17 protein-coding genes are annotated in these 18,271 nt (G+C 67.7%); 5 read left to right on the forward strand and 12 right to left on the reverse strand.

The window, feature by feature from the left end; all coding sequences use genetic code 11:
* Positions 1-14: 14 nt before the first annotated feature.
* From leuS to ACM6JT_RS30850, 5 genes are all read right to left on the reverse strand, one after another.
* The gene (gene leuS / locus ACM6JT_RS30830; RefSeq protein WP_414857853.1) at positions 15-2,609 is read right to left on the reverse strand and encodes a leucine--tRNA ligase; all 2,595 of its coding nucleotides are present in this window, start codon (positions 2,607-2,609) and stop codon (positions 15-17) included.
* 296 nt (positions 2,610-2,905) lie between these two features.
* Positions 2,906-3,367 carry an ExbD/TolR family protein gene (locus ACM6JT_RS30835; protein ID WP_034182715.1) on the reverse strand — a complete coding sequence of 154 codons (462 nt, stop codon included), beginning with the start codon at positions 3,365-3,367 and terminating at the stop codon, positions 2,906-2,908.
* A 24-nt stretch (positions 3,368-3,391) separates the two neighbouring features.
* The gene (locus ACM6JT_RS30840; protein WP_034182714.1) at positions 3,392-4,060 is read right to left on the reverse strand and encodes a MotA/TolQ/ExbB proton channel family protein; all 669 of its coding nucleotides are present in this window, start codon (positions 4,058-4,060) and stop codon (positions 3,392-3,394) included.
* A gap of 20 nt (positions 4,061-4,080) precedes the next feature.
* The gene (gene dapB, locus ACM6JT_RS30845) at positions 4,081-4,878 is read right to left on the reverse strand and encodes a 4-hydroxy-tetrahydrodipicolinate reductase (RefSeq protein ID WP_034182713.1); all 798 of its coding nucleotides are present in this window, start codon (positions 4,876-4,878) and stop codon (positions 4,081-4,083) included.
* Positions 4,879-4,943: 65 nt separating this feature from the next.
* Positions 4,944-5,762 carry an outer membrane protein assembly factor BamE gene (locus ACM6JT_RS30850; RefSeq protein WP_034182712.1) on the reverse strand — a complete coding sequence of 273 codons (819 nt, stop codon included), beginning with the start codon at positions 5,760-5,762 and terminating at the stop codon, positions 4,944-4,946.
* A gap of 142 nt (positions 5,763-5,904) precedes the next feature.
* Here ACM6JT_RS30850 and fur point away from each other — a divergent pair, with 142 nt between their 5' ends.
* Positions 5,905-6,333, forward strand: a complete 429-nt coding sequence (fur, locus tag ACM6JT_RS30855; RefSeq protein ID WP_034182711.1) for a ferric iron uptake transcriptional regulator — start codon at positions 5,905-5,907, stop codon at positions 6,331-6,333.
* A 172-nt stretch (positions 6,334-6,505) separates the two neighbouring features.
* Here the strand turns inward: fur and ACM6JT_RS30860 are convergent, their stop codons facing one another.
* The 3 genes from ACM6JT_RS30860 to ACM6JT_RS30870 form a co-directional block, all read right to left on the reverse strand.
* Entirely contained in the window at positions 6,506-7,030 is a 525-nt protein-coding gene (locus ACM6JT_RS30860) for an ureidoglycolate lyase (protein WP_105389854.1), read from the reverse strand.
* Between the two features lie 14 nt (positions 7,031-7,044).
* Positions 7,045-8,052, reverse strand: coding sequence for an allantoicase (gene alc, locus ACM6JT_RS30865; RefSeq protein ID WP_414857854.1), 1,008 nt, complete (start codon positions 8,050-8,052; stop codon positions 7,045-7,047).
* Positions 8,053-8,209: 157 nt separating this feature from the next.
* Positions 8,210-9,532, reverse strand: a complete 1,323-nt coding sequence (locus tag ACM6JT_RS30870; RefSeq protein WP_034182709.1) for a C4-dicarboxylate transporter DctA — start codon at positions 9,530-9,532, stop codon at positions 8,210-8,212.
* 214 nt (positions 9,533-9,746) lie between these two features.
* Here ACM6JT_RS30870 and ACM6JT_RS30875 point away from each other — a divergent pair, with 214 nt between their 5' ends.
* Positions 9,747-10,469 (forward strand): FadR/GntR family transcriptional regulator, encoded by a 723-nt coding sequence (locus tag ACM6JT_RS30875; protein WP_081938529.1) that lies wholly within the window; start codon positions 9,747-9,749, stop codon positions 10,467-10,469.
* A gap of 91 nt (positions 10,470-10,560) precedes the next feature.
* Here ACM6JT_RS30875 and ACM6JT_RS30880 read toward each other — a convergent pair whose 3' ends face one another.
* Both ACM6JT_RS30880 and ACM6JT_RS30885 read right to left on the reverse strand, forming a co-directional pair.
* Positions 10,561-11,619, reverse strand: a complete 1,059-nt coding sequence (locus ACM6JT_RS30880) for an L-idonate 5-dehydrogenase (protein WP_414857855.1) — start codon at positions 11,617-11,619, stop codon at positions 10,561-10,563.
* A gap of 11 nt (positions 11,620-11,630) precedes the next feature.
* Positions 11,631-12,404, reverse strand: coding sequence for an SDR family NAD(P)-dependent oxidoreductase (locus ACM6JT_RS30885; protein ID WP_414857856.1), 774 nt, complete (start codon positions 12,402-12,404; stop codon positions 11,631-11,633).
* A gap of 151 nt (positions 12,405-12,555) precedes the next feature.
* Here ACM6JT_RS30885 and ACM6JT_RS30890 point away from each other — a divergent pair, with 151 nt between their 5' ends.
* Positions 12,556-13,440, forward strand: coding sequence for a LysR family transcriptional regulator (locus ACM6JT_RS30890; RefSeq protein ID WP_258282481.1), 885 nt, complete (start codon positions 12,556-12,558; stop codon positions 13,438-13,440).
* Between the two features lie 103 nt (positions 13,441-13,543).
* On the opposite strand, the gene gap is transcribed toward ACM6JT_RS30890, so the two are convergent.
* Positions 13,544-14,554 carry a type I glyceraldehyde-3-phosphate dehydrogenase gene (gap, locus tag ACM6JT_RS30895; RefSeq protein ID WP_107314676.1) on the reverse strand — a complete coding sequence of 337 codons (1,011 nt, stop codon included), beginning with the start codon at positions 14,552-14,554 and terminating at the stop codon, positions 13,544-13,546.
* Between the two features lie 88 nt (positions 14,555-14,642).
* Positions 14,643-16,715, reverse strand: a complete 2,073-nt coding sequence (gene tkt / locus ACM6JT_RS30900; RefSeq protein WP_034182704.1) for a transketolase — start codon at positions 16,713-16,715, stop codon at positions 14,643-14,645.
* A gap of 216 nt (positions 16,716-16,931) precedes the next feature.
* Between tkt and speE the strand changes: the two genes are divergently transcribed.
* Positions 16,932-17,789 (forward strand): polyamine aminopropyltransferase, encoded by an 858-nt coding sequence (gene speE / locus ACM6JT_RS30905; protein WP_243565195.1) that lies wholly within the window; start codon positions 16,932-16,934, stop codon positions 17,787-17,789.
* Between the two features lie 51 nt (positions 17,790-17,840).
* The gene (locus tag ACM6JT_RS30910) at positions 17,841-18,257 is read left to right on the forward strand and encodes a VOC family protein (protein WP_034182702.1); all 417 of its coding nucleotides are present in this window, start codon (positions 17,841-17,843) and stop codon (positions 18,255-18,257) included.
* Positions 18,258-18,271 lie beyond the last annotated feature (14 nt).

Genomic DNA, 18,271 nt, shown 5'->3' on the forward strand with positions numbered 1-18,271 from the left:
ACGGCCGGCGGCCGTCAGACGACGATGTTCACGAGGCGGCCCGGCACGACGACGATCTTCTTCGCCGGCTTGCCGTCGCTGAACTTCGCGAACGCGTCGTCGGCCACCGCCGCGGCTTCGATCGCCTCGCGGCTCGCGTCCTTCGCGACCTTCAGCGCGCCGCGCACCTTGCCGTTCACCTGCAGCACGAGTTCGATCTCGGCCTGCTCGAGCGCGGCTTCGTCGACCTTCGGCCACGGCGCATCGAGCAGCGGGCCGAATTCGTCCGCGTAGCCGAGCGCCTTCCACAGCTCGAACGTGACGTGCGGCACGACCGGGTACAGCACGCGCAGCAGCACGCCGTACGTTTCGCGCAGCACGCCGGGCGTCGCGCCCTTCGCGCCGTCGACCGCGTTCAGCATCTTCATCGCGGCCGATACGACCGTGTTGTACTGCAGGCGCTGGTAGTCGAAATCGGCCTGCTTCAACACGCTGTAGATCTCGCGGCGCAGCGCCTTGTCGGCTTCGCCGAGCGCGGCCGCATCGAAGCCCGCGCGCGCGGCGAGCGCTTCGCGGTTTGCGTAACCGAAGCTCCACACGCGGCGCAGGAAGCGGCTCGCACCCTCGACGCCGGCGCCCGACCACTCGAGCTGCTGCTCGGGCGGTGCGGCGAACATCGTGAACAGGCGCGCGGTATCGGCGCCGTACAGGTCGATCAGCACCTGCGGATCGACGCCGTTGTTCTTCGACTTCGACATCTTCTCGATGCCGCCGAGCACGACCGGCTGGCCGTCCGTGTTCAGCGTCGCGCCGACCGGGCGGCCCTTGTCGTCGTGCGTGACCGTCACGTCGGCCGGGTTGTACCAGGTCTTCTTGCCCGATGCGTCTTCGCGGTAGAACGTCTCGTTCAGCACCATCCCCTGCGTGAGCAGGTTCTTCGCCGGCTCGCCGAACTTCACGAGGCCGAGGTCGCGCATCACCTTGGTCCAGAAGCGCGAATACAGCAGGTGCAGGATCGCGTGCTCGATGCCGCCGATGTATTGATCCATCGGCATCCAGTAGTCGGTGCGCGCGTCGACCATCGTCTCGGCGTCCGGCGCCGTGTAGCGCGAGAAGTACCACGACGAATCGACGAAGGTATCCATCGTGTCGGTTTCGCGCTTCGCGGCCGCGCCGCACTTCGGGCACGTGCAGTTCAGGAACGCTTCCGACTTCGCGAGCGGGTTGCCCGAGCCGTCCGGCACGAGGTCTTCCGGCAGCACGACAGGCAGATCCTTCTCCGGCACCGGCACGTCGCCGCACGACGGGCAGTGGATGATCGGGATCGGCGTGCCCCAGTAGCGCTGGCGCGATACGCCCCAGTCGCGCAGGCGCCACGTGACCTGCTTGTCGCCGAAGCCGCCGGCCTTCAGGTCGGCCGCGATCGCGTCGACCGCCGCGCCGTAAGCGAGGCCGTCGTACTTGCCGCTGTTCACGCAGGCCGCGACTTCCTTGTCGCCGTACCACTCCTGCCACGCGTCGAGCGAGTACGTCTGGCCTTCGGCCGCGATCACCTGCTTGATCGGCAGGTCGTATTTCTTCGCGAACGCGAAGTCGCGCTCGTCGTGCGCGGGCACGCCCATCACCGCGCCTTCGCCATAGCTCATCAGCACGTAGTTGCCGATCCACACCTCGACGGGCTCGCCCGTCAGCGGATGCGTGACCGAGAAGCCCGTCGCGACGCCCTTCTTCTCCATCGTCGCGACGTCGGCCTCGGCGACGCCGCCGCACTTGCATTCGTCGATGAACGCCAGCAGCTCGGGCTTGTCCTGTGCGAGGCGCGTGGCGAGCGGATGCTCGGCCGCGACCGCGCAGAACGTGACGCCCATGATCGTGTCGGCGCGCGTCGTGAACACGCGCAGCAGCTTCTTCTCGCCGTCGAGTTCGTACGGGAAGCCGAAGTTCACGCCGAAGCTCTTGCCGATCCAGTTCTGCTGCATGATCTTCACGCGCTCGGGCCAGCCGAGGCCGTCGAGATCGTTCAGCAGCTCATCCGCATACTGCGTGATCCGCAGGTAGTACATCGGGATCTCGCGCTTCTCGACGAGCGCACCCGAACGCCAGCCGCGGCCGTCGATCACCTGCTCGTTCGCGAGCACGGTCTGGTCGACCGGGTCCCAGTTCACGGTGCCCGTCTTCTTGTACGCGATGCCCTTCTCGAGCATCTTCAGGAACAACCACTGGTTCCACTTGTAGTAGTCGGGCTTGCACGTCGCGATCTCGCGCGACCAGTCGATCGCGAGGCCCATCGACTGCATCTGGCCCTTCATGTAGTCGATGTTGTCGTAGGTCCACTTCGCGGGCGGCACGCCGTTCGCCATCGCGGCGTTCTCGGCCGGCATCCCGAACGCATCCCAGCCCATCGGCATCAGCGTGTTGTAGCCGTTCATCCGCAGATAGCGGTACATCACGTCGTTGATCGTGTAGTTGCGCACGTGACCCATGTGCAGCTTGCCGGACGGGTACGGCAGCATCGACACGCAGTAGAACTTCGGCTTCTGCGAATCTTCCTTCGTCTTGTAGGCATCGGCTGCGCGCCAGTCGCCCTGGGCGGCGGCTTCGACGTCGGCGGGTACGTATCTCTCGTGCATGGTGTGGTTCGGACTAGGCTTTAAGCGGCGCGCAGCGACAGCTCGCGCGCTGGAGTGGATCGAAAGTCGTGCTTGCCCGGCGGACCTGCAGGTTCGCTGTTGCCGGACCTGTTCACGGTTTCCGGGTATTTTCCGGGTAACCCGCAGCATGCCCGGGTAGCCTGGAAAATTCCGGGTTACCTGAAAAAGCCTGCACCGGGAAAAACGATGATTATACCGCCCGCGCCGGCCCATTCGGCCGGTCTCGCGGCGGTCGGCCGATCCCGCGGCGGGCGCGGACCGGCCGGAAGATCCGCTCAGCGGTTCGCCGGCACCGCAGACGGCACGACGGAACCGCCCGCCTGCGGCGGCACGTCGGTCACGAAGCCGATCCGCACGAGGCCCGCGGCCTGCGCGGCGCCCATCACCTGCGCGATCACGTCGTAGCGCGTCGCGCGCGACGCACGCAGCCGCAGCTCGGGCGGCGCGCCGCCCGCGGCGGCGGCCCGGAAGCGCGCGGGCAGCGCGTCAAGCGCAACCGGCGCGTCGTCCCAGTACAGCTTGCCCGCGTCGTCGATCGACAGCGTGACGGATTGCGGCGTGTCGCGCGCGACGCTGGCCGCGACCTTCGGCAGGTCGAGCCGGATCGCATGCGTCATCAGCGGCGCGGTAATGATGAAGATGACGAGCAGCACGAGCATCACGTCGATCAGCGGCGTCATGTTGATCTCCGCCATCGGCGCGGAGGTCTTGTGGTGCTCGAGTCCGCCGAATGCCATGGTTGCTCCTCCCGGATGGGCGCGTCAGGATTCCTGCGCGCACACGAACACGTGCAGGTCGCGCGCGAAGCCGTCGAGCTCCTCGGCGAGCTGCCGCACGAGCCGCCCGAGGATGTTGTAGGCCAGCACGGCCGGAATCGCGACGACGAGCCCGAACGCGGTCATGATCAGCGCCTCGCCGACCGGCCCCGCGACGTTCTCGATCTGCGCCTGCCCGCTCGCGGCAATGCTGCCGAGCGCGTGGTAGATGCCCCACACGGTGCCGAGCAGCCCGACGAACGGCGCGGTGCTGCCGATCGACGCGAGCAGCACCTGGCCGAATTCGAGACGCCGCTGCGAGCGCAGCATCGCGTGGCGCAACGCGCGCAGCACGCGCTCACTGCGCTCGACGCGTGCGGCCAGCGTGGCCGGATCGTGATCGTCGGCCGCGTCGCGCGCGGCTTCGGCGAGCGGCGCGAATACGCGCTCGCGATCGGCGCCGGCGAGCGCGGCGATGCCCGCGTCGAGCGACGGCGCACGCCAGAACGCGGCGAGCGCGCGCGGCCCCTGCCGCTTCGCGCGGACCAGCAGCCAGGCTTTCATGAAGAGGAAGCACCAGCTGGCGACGGACATCGCCAGCAGCACATAGGCAACGGCATGCGTGATCGCATCGCCGCTTTCGAGGTAGTGGACAACGCCGGTGGGAATCGCCATCGGAGTTTCCCCGTTGGGTGTCAGCGCAGGCCGAGCACGTCCTGCATGTCGAACAGGCCGGCGCCGCGCGCCGACAGGAAGCGGACCGCACGCAGCGCGCCCTGCGCATACGACACGCGGCTCGACGACTTGTGCGTGATCTCGATGCGCTCGCCGATCCCGGCGAACAGCACGGTGTGATCGCCGACGATGTCGCCGCCGCGCACCGCGGCAAAGCCGATCGACGACGGATCGCGTTCGCCCGTCACGCCGTGGCGGCCGTACACCGCGCAATCGTCGAGCGAGCGCCCGAGCGCGCCGGCGACGGCTTCGCCCATCATCAGCGCGGTGCCCGACGGCGCATCGACCTTGTGGCGGTGGTGCGCCTCGATGATCTCGATGTCGTAGCCGTGCGAGAAATGCTTGGCCGCGAATTCGAGCAGCTTCAGCGTGACGTTCACGCCGACGCTCATGTTCGCCGCGAACACGATGCCGATCTTGCCCGCGGCGGCCTGCAGTTCGGCCTTCTGCTCGGCGGTGAAGCCGGTCGTGCCGATCACGAGCTTCACGTCGTGGCGCAGCGCGGCCTCGACGTGTGCGATCGTACCTTCCGGGCGCGTGAAATCGATCAGGTAGTCGGCCTGCGCGAACACGGCGTCGAGGTCGTCGGTCAGCTTGATCCCGGTTTCCTTGCCGAGGAACGCGCCGGCGTCCTGGCCGAGGAACGGCGAATCGGCGCGGTCGAGCGCGCCGACGAGCTGTGCGTCGGGATCGTTGAGAACGGCTTCGATCAGCATCCGGCCCATTCGGCCCGATGCGCCGGCAATCGCAATCTTCATGGCTTTCTACACGACAGGTCTAAAGGCGGGCGGCGCGAGCCGCCCCGTTTCCGCACGCCGGCCGCTTACTGCGACTGGGCCGGCGCGGTGATCGGCTGGTTCTGCAGCGTGTCCGAGCCTTGCGGGCCGACCGGCGGCGACGCCTCGCTCGACGCATTCGGCTGCGGCGGACGATGGAACTGGAACTGCGGCTGGATCGCCGGCACCGCGCCCGGCGGCTGGCCGCCCGGCACCGGCGCACCGCCGGCAGCCTGCGTGGACGGCGTGAAGCGGCGCGCGTTCGAGCCCTGACCCGACACCTGGTTGGTCGCGCGGTTCGCCGCGCGGGCGGCCTGCGCGTTCGCATCCTGGTCGACCACCGCGCCGGACGCCGGCACGGCGGACGGGCTGGCGACAGCCTCCGGCGCCGACGCGCTCGCCGCTTGTGCAGCGCGCGCGGCAGCCGCCTCGGAAGCGGCCTTCGCCGCCGCGGCCGCCTTCGCCTTCTTGCCGCCGCGATCGCCGTCGATATCGGCCAGCAGGTCGAGCTCGGACGGCAGGTTCTCGGCGCCGGTCCAGCCCGCGAGGCGATCGCCCGAGAAGGTCACGACGAGATCGCGCTGCTGGACGATCGACGTCGAGCCGCGCTTGAAGTAGAAGAGGTAATCCCAGCGGTCGGCGTGGAACATGTCCGCCAGCAGCGGCGTGCCGAGCAATGCGCGCACCTGCTCGCGCGTCATGCCGACCTGCAGTTGTGCGGCCTTCTCCTGCGACACGAAGTTGCCCTGCACGACGGTGATCCGATAGGGCGTGATGCTCTGCGCGATGCGCTGCGTCACGCTGTCGTACGACGAACAACCAGCCAGCGCCGCAACGGCGGCGGCAGCGATGATGGCACTCCGCATGCGACTCCTCTGAAAGTGCGAAAGCGTTTCTGGGATCATTTCCTTCACCGTGCTGGCCTGCGTCGCAGGCCGCGCGTGTATCTGGAACGGCGAAAAGCCGGTAACATTGAAGCCCTGCATTGTACTCTAGGGATGCCTAGCCATGACCAATCCGACGGATCTCAAGAATATCGGGCTAAAGGCCACCCTACCGCGCCTCAAGATTCTCGAGATCTTCCAGCAGAGCCCCGTGCGCCACCTGACGGCGGAAGACGTCTACCGGAACCTGCTCAACGAGCAGCTCGACATCGGGCTCGCCACCGTCTACCGCGTGCTGACGCAGTTCGAGCAGGCCGGCCTGCTCTCGCGCAGCAACTTCGAATCCGGCAAGGCCGTGTTCGAACTGAACGAAGGCTCGCACCACGACCACCTCGTGTGCCTCGATTGCGGCCGCGTCGAGGAATTCTTCGACGCCGAGATCGAAGGCCGCCAGCAGGCGATCGCGAAGGAGCGCGGCTTCCGGCTCCAGGAGCACTCGCTCGCGATGTACGGTTCCTGCACGACCGAGAACTGCCCGCACCGCAAGCACTGAATCGCGCCACCCGCGCACGAAGCACGGCCCGGCCGGCATCTCGCCGCCCGGGCCGTGTTCTTTTCAGGATCGTGCCGCGCATCGCGCACGAGCCGGTTCGGAATGCTGCCGAACGCCCTTCGGCGATCTCGCGCGGCCCGCAACCGGAACCCGACCCCGGCTGCGCGCCGCGTCAGGCCGTGCTCGCGCAGGCCGGCTCGAACTCGAGCGCCCACGCACGGTCGAGCGGGATCTCGTCGCAGTTCGGCTGCGGGCCGCCGCGATCGACGATCACGAAATCGCTGACCGCGTCGAGCGCGAGCAGCGGATGGTGCCAGACGCCCTTCGCATAGTTCACGCCCTGCCAGCCTTCGGCCAGGAACGCGCGCATCGCTTCGGGCCTGAATTCGCCGGCAGGCGCGACGACGATCGCGTAGCGCGACACGGCCGCGAGCGGGATGAACGCCTGGCTGCCGTGCGGATGGCGCTCCATCAGCGTGACCGCGACCGGCAGCGCGCGCGGCTGCGCGCGAAACACGCTGACGAGCGGCCGGCCGCCGTCCGCGCAGACGTCGATCGTCGCGAGATCGTGGAAGCGCTCGGTCGTGCCGCCGTTGATCGGGAAATGCCGCGCGCCTTCGAGCGCGATCACGTCGCCGAACGGCGCGAACGCTTCGCGGGTCAGGCGCTCGACGCGCAGGATATGGGGTCCGCTCATGCCGTCGCCCTCCTTCAAGCCGGCTCGCCCCACAGACGCAGGCGCGACACGCCGCCGTCCGGGAAGATGTCGAAACGCACGTGCGTGACGGGGCCGAGCGCCGCGAGCTGGTCGAACGTATGCACGTGGTCCATCGACAGCTTCTGCTCGCCGAGCAATTCGGCCCAGAACATCGCCTGCGTGACCAGAGAATCGTCGGTGCCGCCCGCGACCCGCGCGGCCTGCAGCGAGCAGCGGTCGGGGAAGTTGCCCTTGAAGAACGCCGTGTCGACCTCGACGCGCCGGATGATGCCCGGCCGCGCGAGCGCGACGATCGCCCAGTCGTTGCCGGGCTCGCGGCGGCGCCGCGTTTCCCAGCCGTCGCCCATGTTCGCGCCGCGCCCCGGCATCAGCATCTGCGATGCCGGGCCGAAGTGCTGGTTGTTCGCGGCCACCAGATAACCGCCGTTCTCGATCGCCGCGAGATCGACGAGTTCGCCGGCCGGCACATGGCGCCAGTCGCGCTGCGGCTGGCCGTACACGCGCAGCCGCGCGAGCCCGCCGTCCGGATACAGGTTCACGCGCAGGTGCGTGACCGGCTGCGCGTCGTCGACGCTCACGTAGTGATGCGAATTGCCCTGCAGCGTCGTCGCGGGGACGATCGTGCGCCATTCGGCATCGTCGGGCGGCGTGTCGCCGTCGGCGACGCACGCCTCGATCGACGCGGCCGGCGGGAAGTTGCCGGTGAAGTGGCTCGTATCGAGATCGACGCCGAAAATCACGCCCGGCCGCGCGAGCCGCACCACGCAGAAGTCGTGGCCGGTCGTGCGCTTGCGGCGCGTTTCCCAGCCGTCCATCCACTTGCCGTGGTCGTCGTACTTGCCGGGAATGAACACCGCCGGCTCGGGGTTCAGCATGCGCTCTTTCGGCGCGAAGAACTCGTCGCTCGCAAACAAAGCCTGCGCACCGAGGCGCGGGTCGGCGAGGTTCATGTAGCGCCGCGTGAAGGCCGGCGCGTTCGGATCGAGGATGGGGGCTGCCATGTCGTCTCCTGTCGATGGGAGTTAGCGCTTCAGCGCTTACTCCCGTCCCATGCAAAGCAATTTCTGATTAAGTTCCGGCGCATCGAGGCGCCGGCCGCATGTAAATCGATCGCGCGGGACTACCGGGGGCAAAGCCGCCCCGCGCGACAAGCCGCGCTCAGAGCGCGTGGGCCTGGTCGCCGGCGACCGGGGTCGCGCGGCCTTCCTCTTCGGCCGGCACGTAGCGCAGCTCGCGGTTCAGCACGCGCTTCGCGCGAACCTTGTCGATATCGTTCTCCCACACCGCGACGACGACCGTCGCGACGCAGTTGCCGATCAGGTTGGTCAGCGCGCGGGCGATGCCGACGAACCAGTCGACCGGCAGGATCAGCACGAGGCCGAGCACCGGAATCGCCGGGATCGCCGACAGCGTCGCCGCGAGGATCACGATCGCCGAACCGGGAATCCCGTGCGCGCCCTTCGACGTGACGAGCGACACGAGCAGCACGACGATCAGGTCATGCGTCGACAGCGGCGTGTTGGTGGCCTGCGCGATGAACAGCACGGCGAGCGTCAGGTAGATCGAGAAGCCGTCGAGGTTGAACGAATAGCCGGTCGGGATCACGAGGCCGACCGTCGAATCCTTGACGCCCATGTATTCGAGCTTGCGCATCACCTGCGGCAGCACCGCATCCGACGACGCCGTGCCGAGCACGATCGACAGCTCCTCGCGCAGGTAGCGGATCAGCTTGAACACCGAGAAGCCCGCGAGCCGCATCACGATGCCGAGCACGACCGTGACGAACACGAAGCAGCTCAGGTAGAACACCGCGACCAGGTAGCCGAGCTGCTTGAGCGACGAGACGCCGTACTTGCCGGTCGTGAATGCGATCGCGCCGAGCACGCCGAGCGGCGCGAGCTTGATGATGAAGCCGATGATCCGGAAGAACACGTGCGACAGCTCCTCGATCAGCGAGTTGACGCGCTGCGCCTTGTCGCCGAGCAGCGACAGCGCGGAGCCGAACAGCACCGCGAACACGAGGATCTGCAGGATGTCGCCCTTCGCGAACGCGTCGATCGCGGTGTCGGGGATGATCTTCATCAGGTAGCCGGCCGTGTCCTTCAGGCTTTCGGCGTTCTTCGCGTACGACGCGAGCGACGACGCGTCGAGCGAATGCAGGTCGATGTTCATCCCGACGCCCGGGCGCGTGACCCATGCGAGCACGAGGCCGATGCCGAGCGCGAGCGTCGTCATGATCTCGAAGTAGATGACGGCCTTCAGGCCGACCCGGCCGACCTTCTTCAGGTCGCCCGCGTTGGCCATCCCGCTGACCACGACGCAGAACACGATCGGGCCGATGACCATCTTGATGAGCTTCAGGAAGCCGTCGCCGAGCGGTCGCAGCGACTCGGCGAAATGCGGGAAGAACGCGCCGAGCGCGACCCCCAGGATCAATGCGACGACTACCCGGCCAAACAGCGAATTGAGGAATTTCGACACGGCGCTCTCCCGATCCAACGGTTGCAGTTTCGTCTGTTCATACTGGTAAGACCAGTGATGTTATGGTGGATAGTAGGAAGCCGATATAGTGACGTCAAGGACGGACAAAATAGGGATTTCCCGCCCCCCTTCGCATGCGTCCGGCGGCCCCGAAAACGGGTCTGATCGTGGCTTTCCCGTAGTGCGGTCGTGCACTGCGCCCGTGCGGATTACAATGCCGGTCAGACCGGCCATCGTTCACATCATGAAAAATGTTCCGCATACCGTGACCGACGCCGCCATCGCGACGATCCGCGACCGGATCGAGGCAGGCGTTTATCCGGTCGGCAGCCTGCTGCCGGCCCAGCGTCAGCTCTCCGAAGAGCTGGAGATCAGCCGTGCGTCGCTGCGCGAGGCGCTGTCGACGCTCGAGGCGCTCGGGATGCTGCGCATCCGCGCGGGCAAGGGCGTGTACGTCGAAAGCGCGCAGGCAACGGCCGCGCATGCGTGGCAGTTTGCCGAGCAGTCGTCGCCGCCCGATACCTACCAGATGCGCTACGCGCTCGAAGGGTTCGCCGCGCGGATGGCCGCGCGCGTGGTCAGCGACGACGACATCGCGTGGTTCGAGGACAATCTCGCCGACCTGCACGTCGCGCTGACCGAAAACGCGCTCGACGAGGCGTCGCAGCTCGACTTCGATTTCCACATGCGGATCATCCATCTCGCCGGCAACGCGGCGATCGAATCGATCCTGCGCGGCAGCGCGGACATCATGAAGGAAAGCCAGCGCATGCCGTTCTACCGGCGCGAGCTGCTGCTGTCGACGTGGCACGAGCACCGCGCGATCGTCGATGCGCTGATCGCGCGCGATGCGGCCGCCGCGGGCAGCGCGATCGAAACGCACATCGCGAACGCCGCGCAGCGCGCGGGCATCTTCTTTCCGACACCGGGCGCCTGACGGCCGTGCGGCGCGCGCCGCACGAGCACATCACACCGCAGCGATCGGATTCGCGTCGATCACGAAAAAAGCACGCGCTGGCGCCGGACGATCACGCGGCCTCGCCCGCGAAATCGATCAGCACCTTCATCGCGCGCTGCCGGTCGCCGGCCAGTTCGAACGCGAGGTTCGCGTCGCGCATCGGGAACACGCGCGTGATGGCCGGCCGCAGGTCGACGCGCGCCGCGTTGATCAGTTGCACCGCGAGCGCGAATTCCGCATGGAAGCGGAACGATCCGCAGATCGACAACTCCTTCGCGACCACGACGTTCTGCGGCAGGCTGACATCGCCGCCGAGCCCGAGCTGCACGACGACGCCGCGCGGACGCATCACGTCCAGCCCGTCGCGCAACGCGCGCGCATTGCCCGAACACTCGATCATCACGTCGAACGTGCCCTTGTCGGCGCCGTAGCGCTCGACCCATCCGGCATCGGCCGCCGCATTGATCGTATGGTCGGCGCCGAGCGCGCGGGCCACTTCCAGCGGTGCTTCGACGACGTCGGTCGCGACGATCTCCGCCGCGCCGTGCACGCGCGCCGCCGCGACCGCCAGCACGCCGATCGGCCCGCAGCCCGACACGAGCACGCGCTTGCCGATCAGCGGGCCCGCACGCGACACCGCATGCAGCCCGACCGCGAACGGCTCGGCGAGCGCCGCGAGCGACAGCGGCACTTGATCGGCGACCTTCACGCACTGTGCCGCGTCGCACACGAGCGCGTTGCGAAACGCGCCCTGCACGTGCGGCATCCGCATCGCGCTGCCGTAGAAGCGCATGTCCAGACACTGGTTCGGCAGGCCTTCGAGGCAGTAGCGGCACGCACCGCACGGCCGGCTCGGATTGACCGCGACGCGATCGCCGACCTTCACCGACGTCACGTCCGGCGCGACCTCCGCGACCGTGCCGGCAACCTCGTGGCCGAGCACCATCGGCTGCTGCAGCCGGATCGCGCCGAAGCCGCCGTGCCGGAAGTAATGCAGGTCGGACCCGCAGATGCCGCCCATCGCGACATCGACGCGCACCTGGCCCGGGCCGATCTCGCCCGCGTCCTGTTCCTCGACCCGCAGGTCGTTCGGCCCGTGGATCACGACACACATGCAACGCATACGCATGACCTTCCTCCCTATACGGCGCTCGTCAGGCCGCCGTCGACGAACAGCGTCTGGCCGTTGACGAAATCGGATGCGGCCGACGCAAGGAAAATCGCCGCGCCGCACAGCTCGTCGACGCGCCCCCAGCGGCCGGCCGGGGTGCGCTTGCACAGCCAGTCCGAGAACGCCGCGTCGTCGACCAGCGCGCGATTCAGCTCCGTTTCGAAATAGCCGGGCGCGAGGCCGTTGGCCTGGATGCCGTGGCGCGCCCAGTCGGCGCACATCCCTTTCGTCAGCATCCGCACCGCGCCCTTCGACGCCGCGTACGGCGCGATCGTCGGCCGCGCGAGCTCGCTCTGCACGGAGCAGATGTTGATGATCTTCCCATGGCCGCGCGCGATCATGTGACGCGCGACGGCCTGCGCGACGTTGAACACGCCGTCGAGATTCACGCGCATCAGCGCATGCCAGTCGTCGGGCTCGAATGCGTCGAGCGGCGCGCGGCGCTGGATGCCCGCGTTGTTCACGAGGATGTCGATCGCACCGACGCGCGCCTCGAAGTCGTCGATCGCCGCGCGCACCTGCGCATGCTCGGAGACGTCGAACACCGCATGGTCGGCCGCGAAGCCTTCGTCGCGAAAATGGCGCGCGAGCGTCGCAGCCTTCTCTTCATTACGATCGTTGATGACGATCGCCGCGCCTGCTTCCGCGAGCCCGCGGGCGAGCGTCAGCCCGATCCCGCGTCCGGAACCCGTGATCAGTGCGCGGCGGCCGTCGAGACGGAACCGTTCAAGTGCGTTGGTCATGCATGTCTCCTCGTGCCAGTGGAGCCGGCTGCCCGTCGCGGCCGGTCTCGCGTCGACGGTATCTTCTGCTGCCGGCCCGAGGCTGCGCCAATGGTCTTTTTTGATCCGGTTATCATGAAATCTGATTACCGCCCTCTCCTGCCCGCCGCCCATGGAACTCAAGCAATTGCGCGCCTTCGTCACGCTCGCGGAAGAGCTGCATTTCGGGCGCGCGGCGCAGCGCCTGTTCATCGTGCAGCCCGCGCTGAGCATGCAGATCAAGGCGCTCGAGGAAGAGCTCGGTGCGCGGCTGTTCGAGCGCGACCGCCACAAGGTCGAACTGAGCGACACGGGGCGCGTGTTCCTGCCGGAAGCGCGCGCGACACTGCAGCAGGCCGCGCGCGCGGAACAGATGGCGCGGCTGTCGAGCCGCGGCGAGATCGGCACGCTGAGGATCGCGTTCGTGTCGTCGGTGCTGCCCGCGCTGCTGCCGGCCGTGCTGCGCACGATGCGCGAGCGCTATCCGCTGATCGCGCTCGAACTGAAGGACATGCCGACGCCCGACCAGATCGCCGCGCTGCGCGACCGGCGGATCGATTTCGGGATGATCCGGCTGCCGGCCGCGTATGCGGGCATCGACACGCGCGTGGTGCTGGAAGAAGGCTTCGTCGTCGCGCTGCCGCTCGACCATCCGCTCGCCGCGCACGACACAATCCCGCCGGCGGCGCTACGCGGCCAGCCCGCGTTCGTGCTCGCGCGCCGCTATGCGCCCGGCTTTCACGACGACATGCTGCTCGCGCTGAGCCGCGCGGGTACGACGCTCGAAATCGCGCAGGAGTTCGGGGAATTCACGACGATGCTCGCGCTCGTCGCGGCGGGGATGGGCATTGGGCTGATCCCGGCGGAAGCCGCCAGCGCGCTGCCGCCGAACGTGCTCGCGCGGCCGCTCGACCTGGCCGGCCACCGGAGCGGCATCGGCCTCGCGTGGACCGACCTCGACAGCCCGCTGAAGCGTGCGTTCGTCGACGCGCTCGAGCAGGTGACGGCGGCGCGGTGACGACGCATTCGCGGCTCGCGACAACAAAAAAGCCCGGCCGGAAAACCGGGCCGGGCTCGTTCGCCGTGCGTGCCGCGTTGCCGCGGCCGCGCAACGTGCGGGATTACTTCGCGTTCGCGAACGCGACAGCCGTATCCAGCATGCGGTTCGAGAAACCCCACTCGTTGTCGTACCAGCTCGACACCTTGACGAGGCGGCCCGACACCTTGGTCAGCGTCGCGTCGAACGTCGACGAAGCCGGGTTGTGGTTGAAGTCGATCGACACCAGCGGTGCGTCGTTGTAGCCGAGGATGCCCTTCAGCGAGCCTTCCGACGCTTCCTTCATGATCGCGTTGACTTCCTCGACCGTCGTGTCGCGCTTGGCGATGAACGACAGGTCGACGATCGACACGTTGATCGTCGGGACGCGGATCGCGTAACCGTCGAGCTTGCCGTTCAGTTCCGGCAGCACGAGGCCGACGGCCGAAGCAGCGCCCGTCTTCGTCGGGATCTGGCTGTGCGTGGCCGAACGCGCGCGGCGCAGGTCTTCGTGATAGACGTCCGTCAGCACCTGGTCGTTCGTGTACGCGTGGATCGTCGTCATCAGGCCGGTTTCGAGGCCGATCTTGTCGTTCAGCGGCTTGACGAGCGGCGCGAGGCAGTTCGTCGTGCACGATGCGTTCGAGATGACGGTGTGCTCGGCCTTCAGCACGTTGTGGTTCACGCCGTAGACGATCGTCGCGTCGACGTCCTTGCCGCCCGGTGCCGAGATGATCACCTTCTTCGCGCCGCCCTTCAGGTGCGCGCTCGCCTTTTCCTTGGTCGTGAAGAAGCCCGTGCACTCCATCACGACGTCGACGCCGAGCTCGCCCCACGGCAGTTCGGCCGGGTTGCGGTTCGCCAGCACGCGGATCTTGTCGCCGTTCACGACGAGGTAGTCGCCGTCGACCGACACTTCGCCCGGGAACTTGCCGTGCGCGGTGTCGTACTGGGTCAGGTGCGCGTTGGTCTTCGCATCGCCCAGGTCGTTGATCGCGACGATCTCGAGATCGTGCTTCTTGCCGTTTTCATAAAACGCGCGCAGCGTGTTGCGGCCGATACGGCCGTAGCCGTTGATTGCGACGCGAATCGTCATGGTCTATCTCCTGATGGCTGAAAAAATTCGTTTCGTGCAGCTTCACGGTGCGACGCGCGCAACGGGTGGCGCGCGTCGCGAATTGCTTTTAGGCCAGCACGGCCTTGGCCGTCTCGACGACGTGCTCGACGGTGAAGCCGAAGTACTTGAACAGCACGCCGGCCGGCGCCGATTCGCCGAACGTGTCGATCCCGACGACGCCGCCTTCGAGGCCGACGTACTTGTGCCAGAAGGACGTCACGCCGGCTTCGATCGCGACGCGGCGCACGCCGTGCGGCAGCACGCGTTCGCGGTATTCGGCGTCCTGGCGGTCGAACACGTTGGTCGACGGCATCGACACGACGCGCGCCGCGATACCCTGCTGCGCGAGCGGCTCGACGGCCTTCATCGCGAGCTCGACTTCCGAACCCGTCGCGATCAGGATGATCTTGCGCGCGACGATTTCCTCGTCCCAGTCCTTCAGTACGTAGCCGCCCTTCTCGATGTTGGCGATCTGCGCGTCGGTACGCGGGTTGAACGCGAGGTTCTGGCGGCTGAAGATCAGGCTCGACGGACGATCCGCGGCAACCGCGTGCGTCCAGGCAACGGCCGTCTCGACCGTGTCGGCCGGACGCCACACGTCGTGGTTCGGGATCAGGCGCAGGCTCGACACGTGCTCGATCGACTGGTGCGTCGGGCCGTCTTCGCCGAGGCCGATCGAATCGTGCGTGAACACGAAGATCGACGGCACCTTCATCAGCGCGGCCACGCGCAGCGCGTTGCGGCTGTAGTCGGAGAACGTCAGGAACGTGCCGCCGAACGGCTTGTGGCCGCCGTGCAGCGCGAGGCCGTTGATCGCGGCGCTCATGCCGAATTCGCGCACGCCGTAGTTGATGTGGTTGCCCAGCACGACGCCCGCGCCTTCCGGATTCGCGCGAACCGCCTTCGACGCCTTCCAGTTGGTCAGGTTCGAGCCGGTCAGGTCGGCCGAGCCGCCGAGCAGTTCGGGCAGCGCAGCGGCCAGCCCTTCGATCGCCTGCTGCGAAGCCTTGCGGGTCGCGACCGTCTCGGCGCGCTCGTTCGCGCCGGCGATGATCGCCGCAGCCTTCTGCGCCCAGTCGGCCGGCAGCTGGTTGGCCATCCGGCGCTCGAATTCGGCGGCTTCTGCCGGGAACTTCGCGCGATATTGCGCGAACGTCGCGTCCCAGTCGTTCTCGGCACGCTTGCCGGCTTCCTTCGCGTCCCATGCCGCATAGACTTCCTGCGGAATCACGAACGGCTCCCACTTCCAGCCGAGCGCTTCGCGCGTCTTCGCGATTTCTTCCGCGCCGAGCGCCGCGCCGTGCACGTCGTGGCCGCCGGCCTTGGTCGCCGCGCCCTTGCCGATCACCGTCTTGCAGCAGATCAGCGTCGGCTTGTCCGACAGCTTCGCGTTCGCGATCGCCGCGTCGACCGCGTCGACGTCATGGCCGTTCACGTTCGGGATCACGTTCCAGCCGTACGCTTCGAAGCGCTTCGGCGTGTCGTCGTGGAACCAGTTCACGACGTCGCCGTCGATCGAGATGCCGTTGTCGTCGTACAGCGCGATCAGCTTGTTCAGCTTCAGCGTGCCCGCGAGCGAGCAGGCTTCGTGCGAGATGCCTTCCATCAGGCAGCCGTCGCCGAGGAACACGTACGTGTGGTGATCGACGATCTTCGCGCCGTCACGGTTGAACTCGTCGGCCATCAGCGCTTCGCCGAGCGCCATGCCGACCGCGTTCGCGAGGCCCTGGCCGAGCGGGCCGGTGGTCGTCTCGACACCCGGCGTGATCCCGTATTCCGGGTGGCCCGGCGTCTTCGAGTGCAGCTGGCGGAAGTTCTTCAGCTCTTCGATCGGCAGGTCGTAGCCGGTCAGGTGCAGCAGCGAGTACAGCAGCATCGAGCCATGGCCGTTCGACAGCACGAAGCGGTCGCGGTCTGCCCAGTGCGGGTTCGTCGGGTTGTGCTTCAGATGGCGCGACCAGAGCGCGACGCCGATTTCGGCCATGCCCATCGGCATGCCGGGGTGGCCGGAGTTCGCTTGCTGGACGGCGTCCATCGCGAGCGCACGGATCGCGTTGGCCATCAGGGTGGTGGAGGCGGGAGACGAAGTCGTCATGTCGAGTCCGGAGAACGAGTCGAGGAAACGGGGGCACGGCGGCATCCGGAAGCTCGAGCGTCAATCGTTCCCGGCGCGCGGTGCGGCGCCTGACGGACGCGAAGCGGACGGAGCCTACGGACGGGGCTGCAAAGCTCGTCATTTTAACAGATGGGCCGACATTTCCCTTGTCGGCGCGCGGTGTTCCGGCACGGTTTTCCGCCAAACCGCGCGCCTCCTATAATTCAGACGTCAGAACCGACTGCCCCTAGCGGCCCGCCCGTGAGCACCACGCTACTCTTTCACCCCACGCCCGATGCCACCTACGGCTTCCCGAATGCCCGGCGGCTCGCGCGCGTCGCGTCCCTGCACCAGCAGATCGAAGTCTGGGAAACCCCGCAGCTCGGCCGCCTGTTTACGCTCGACGGCCGGCCGATGACGTCGGTCGGCGACGAATACGTCTATCACGAGTGCATGACGCACCCGGCCGCGCTTGCGCATCCGTCACCGAAGAAGGCGCTCGTGCTCGGCGGCGGCGACGGCGGTGCGGCGCGCCAGTTGCTCAAGCACGCGTGCATCGAGCGGATCGTGATCGCCGAGCTCGACGACGAGGTGGTCGGGATGGCGCGTCGTTATCTCGACGACGTGCACCAGGGCGCGCTCGACGACCCGCGCGTCGAGCTCGTGATCGGCGACGCCGCGCATTTCGTCGAGTCGACCATCGAGCATTTCGATCTCGTCGTGTTCGACCTCACGCCGCCCGATTCGCCGGCGGCCGGCCTCTACACACGCGCGTTCTACGCGCGGCTCAAGCGGATCCTCACGCCGTGCGGCGCGATCTCGATGCATCTCGGCTCGCCGGTGTTCCACGCCGCGCGCATCGCCGCGCTGCTCGACGACCTGCGCGCGAGCTTCGCGGTCGTCGATCCGCTGTCCGCGCACGTGCCGCTGTACGGTTCGCAGTGGCTGATGGCGATCGCGAGCGACACGCTCGATGCGGCCGCGCTGTTCGCGCACGACATCGACGAACGGCTCGCCGCGCGCCACGTCCAGGGCTTGCGCTACTACGACGCGCGGCTGCATGCGTCCCTCTTTGCCCTGCCGCACACGCTGCGCGATACACTGGGCGCTCGCCGCTGAGCGTCCGGGCAGCCGAGCCGTTCCGCTTTCCCCCATGCAGGAGAACTACCGATGACCGATCCACGTCCGGCCAACGTGCCTTGGTTGACGCCATACCTGGCCGTACGCAACGCGCGCGCGGCCATCGATTTCTTCAAGGCCGCATTCGGCTTCGAGCTGCGCGACGTGCACGACGAGGACGGCGCGATCATGCACGTCGAGATGGTCTACCGCGGCCAGTTGATCGTGATGTTCGCACCCGAAGGTGCATTCGGCTCGATCGCGCTCACGCCGAAAAGCGCGCACGCCACCGCGCCGCAGTCGTTCTATCTGTACGTCGACGATGTCGACGCAACCTGGCAGCGCGCGCTGGACGCGGGCGCGAAATCGCTGAGCGCGCCGCAGGACCAGTTCTGGGGCGACCGGTTCGCGCAGATCGAGGATCTCGACGGCTACCGCTGGGCACTCGCGCGCCATCTCGACGCATGACCGAAACCGCCACA

Origin of the sequence: Burkholderia sp. IT-111MI5, assembly GCF_949752865.1 — a bacterium.
Classification (GTDB): domain Bacteria; phylum Pseudomonadota; class Gammaproteobacteria; order Burkholderiales; family Burkholderiaceae; genus Burkholderia; species Burkholderia pyrrocinia_C.

Bases quoted from the DNA above. Each gene is read 5' to 3' on its own strand.
- tkt (WP_034182704.1), bottom strand. From the start codon at position 16,715: ATGCCGCCGTGCCCCCGTTTCCTCGACTCGTTCTCCGGACTCGACATG.
- fur (WP_034182711.1), top strand. From the start codon at position 5,905: ATGACCAATCCGACGGATCTCAAGAATATCGGGCTAAAGGCCACCCTA.
- ACM6JT_RS30860 (WP_105389854.1), bottom strand. From the start codon at position 7,030: ATGAGCGGACCCCATATCCTGCGCGTCGAGCGCCTGACCCGCGAAGCG.
- ACM6JT_RS30890 (WP_258282481.1), top strand. From the start codon at position 12,556: ATGGAACTCAAGCAATTGCGCGCCTTCGTCACGCTCGCGGAAGAGCTG.
- leuS (WP_414857853.1), bottom strand. From the start codon at position 2,609: ATGCACGAGAGATACGTACCCGCCGACGTCGAAGCCGCCGCCCAGGGC.
- gap (WP_107314676.1), bottom strand. From the start codon at position 14,554: ATGACGATTCGCGTCGCAATCAACGGCTACGGCCGTATCGGCCGCAAC.
- ACM6JT_RS30875 (WP_081938529.1), top strand. From the start codon at position 9,747: ATGCCGGTCAGACCGGCCATCGTTCACATCATGAAAAATGTTCCGCAT.
- ACM6JT_RS30910 (WP_034182702.1), top strand. From the start codon at position 17,841: ATGACCGATCCACGTCCGGCCAACGTGCCTTGGTTGACGCCATACCTG.
- ACM6JT_RS30835 (WP_034182715.1), bottom strand. From the start codon at position 3,367: ATGGCATTCGGCGGACTCGAGCACCACAAGACCTCCGCGCCGATGGCG.
- ACM6JT_RS30840 (WP_034182714.1), bottom strand. From the start codon at position 4,060: ATGGCGATTCCCACCGGCGTTGTCCACTACCTCGAAAGCGGCGATGCG.
- ACM6JT_RS30850 (WP_034182712.1), bottom strand. From the start codon at position 5,762: ATGCGGAGTGCCATCATCGCTGCCGCCGCCGTTGCGGCGCTGGCTGGT.
- dapB (WP_034182713.1), bottom strand. From the start codon at position 4,878: ATGAAGATTGCGATTGCCGGCGCATCGGGCCGAATGGGCCGGATGCTG.
- alc (WP_414857854.1), bottom strand. From the start codon at position 8,052: ATGGCAGCCCCCATCCTCGATCCGAACGCGCCGGCCTTCACGCGGCGC.
- ACM6JT_RS30880 (WP_414857855.1), bottom strand. From the start codon at position 11,619: ATGCGTATGCGTTGCATGTGTGTCGTGATCCACGGGCCGAACGACCTG.
- ACM6JT_RS30885 (WP_414857856.1), bottom strand. From the start codon at position 12,404: ATGACCAACGCACTTGAACGGTTCCGTCTCGACGGCCGCCGCGCACTG.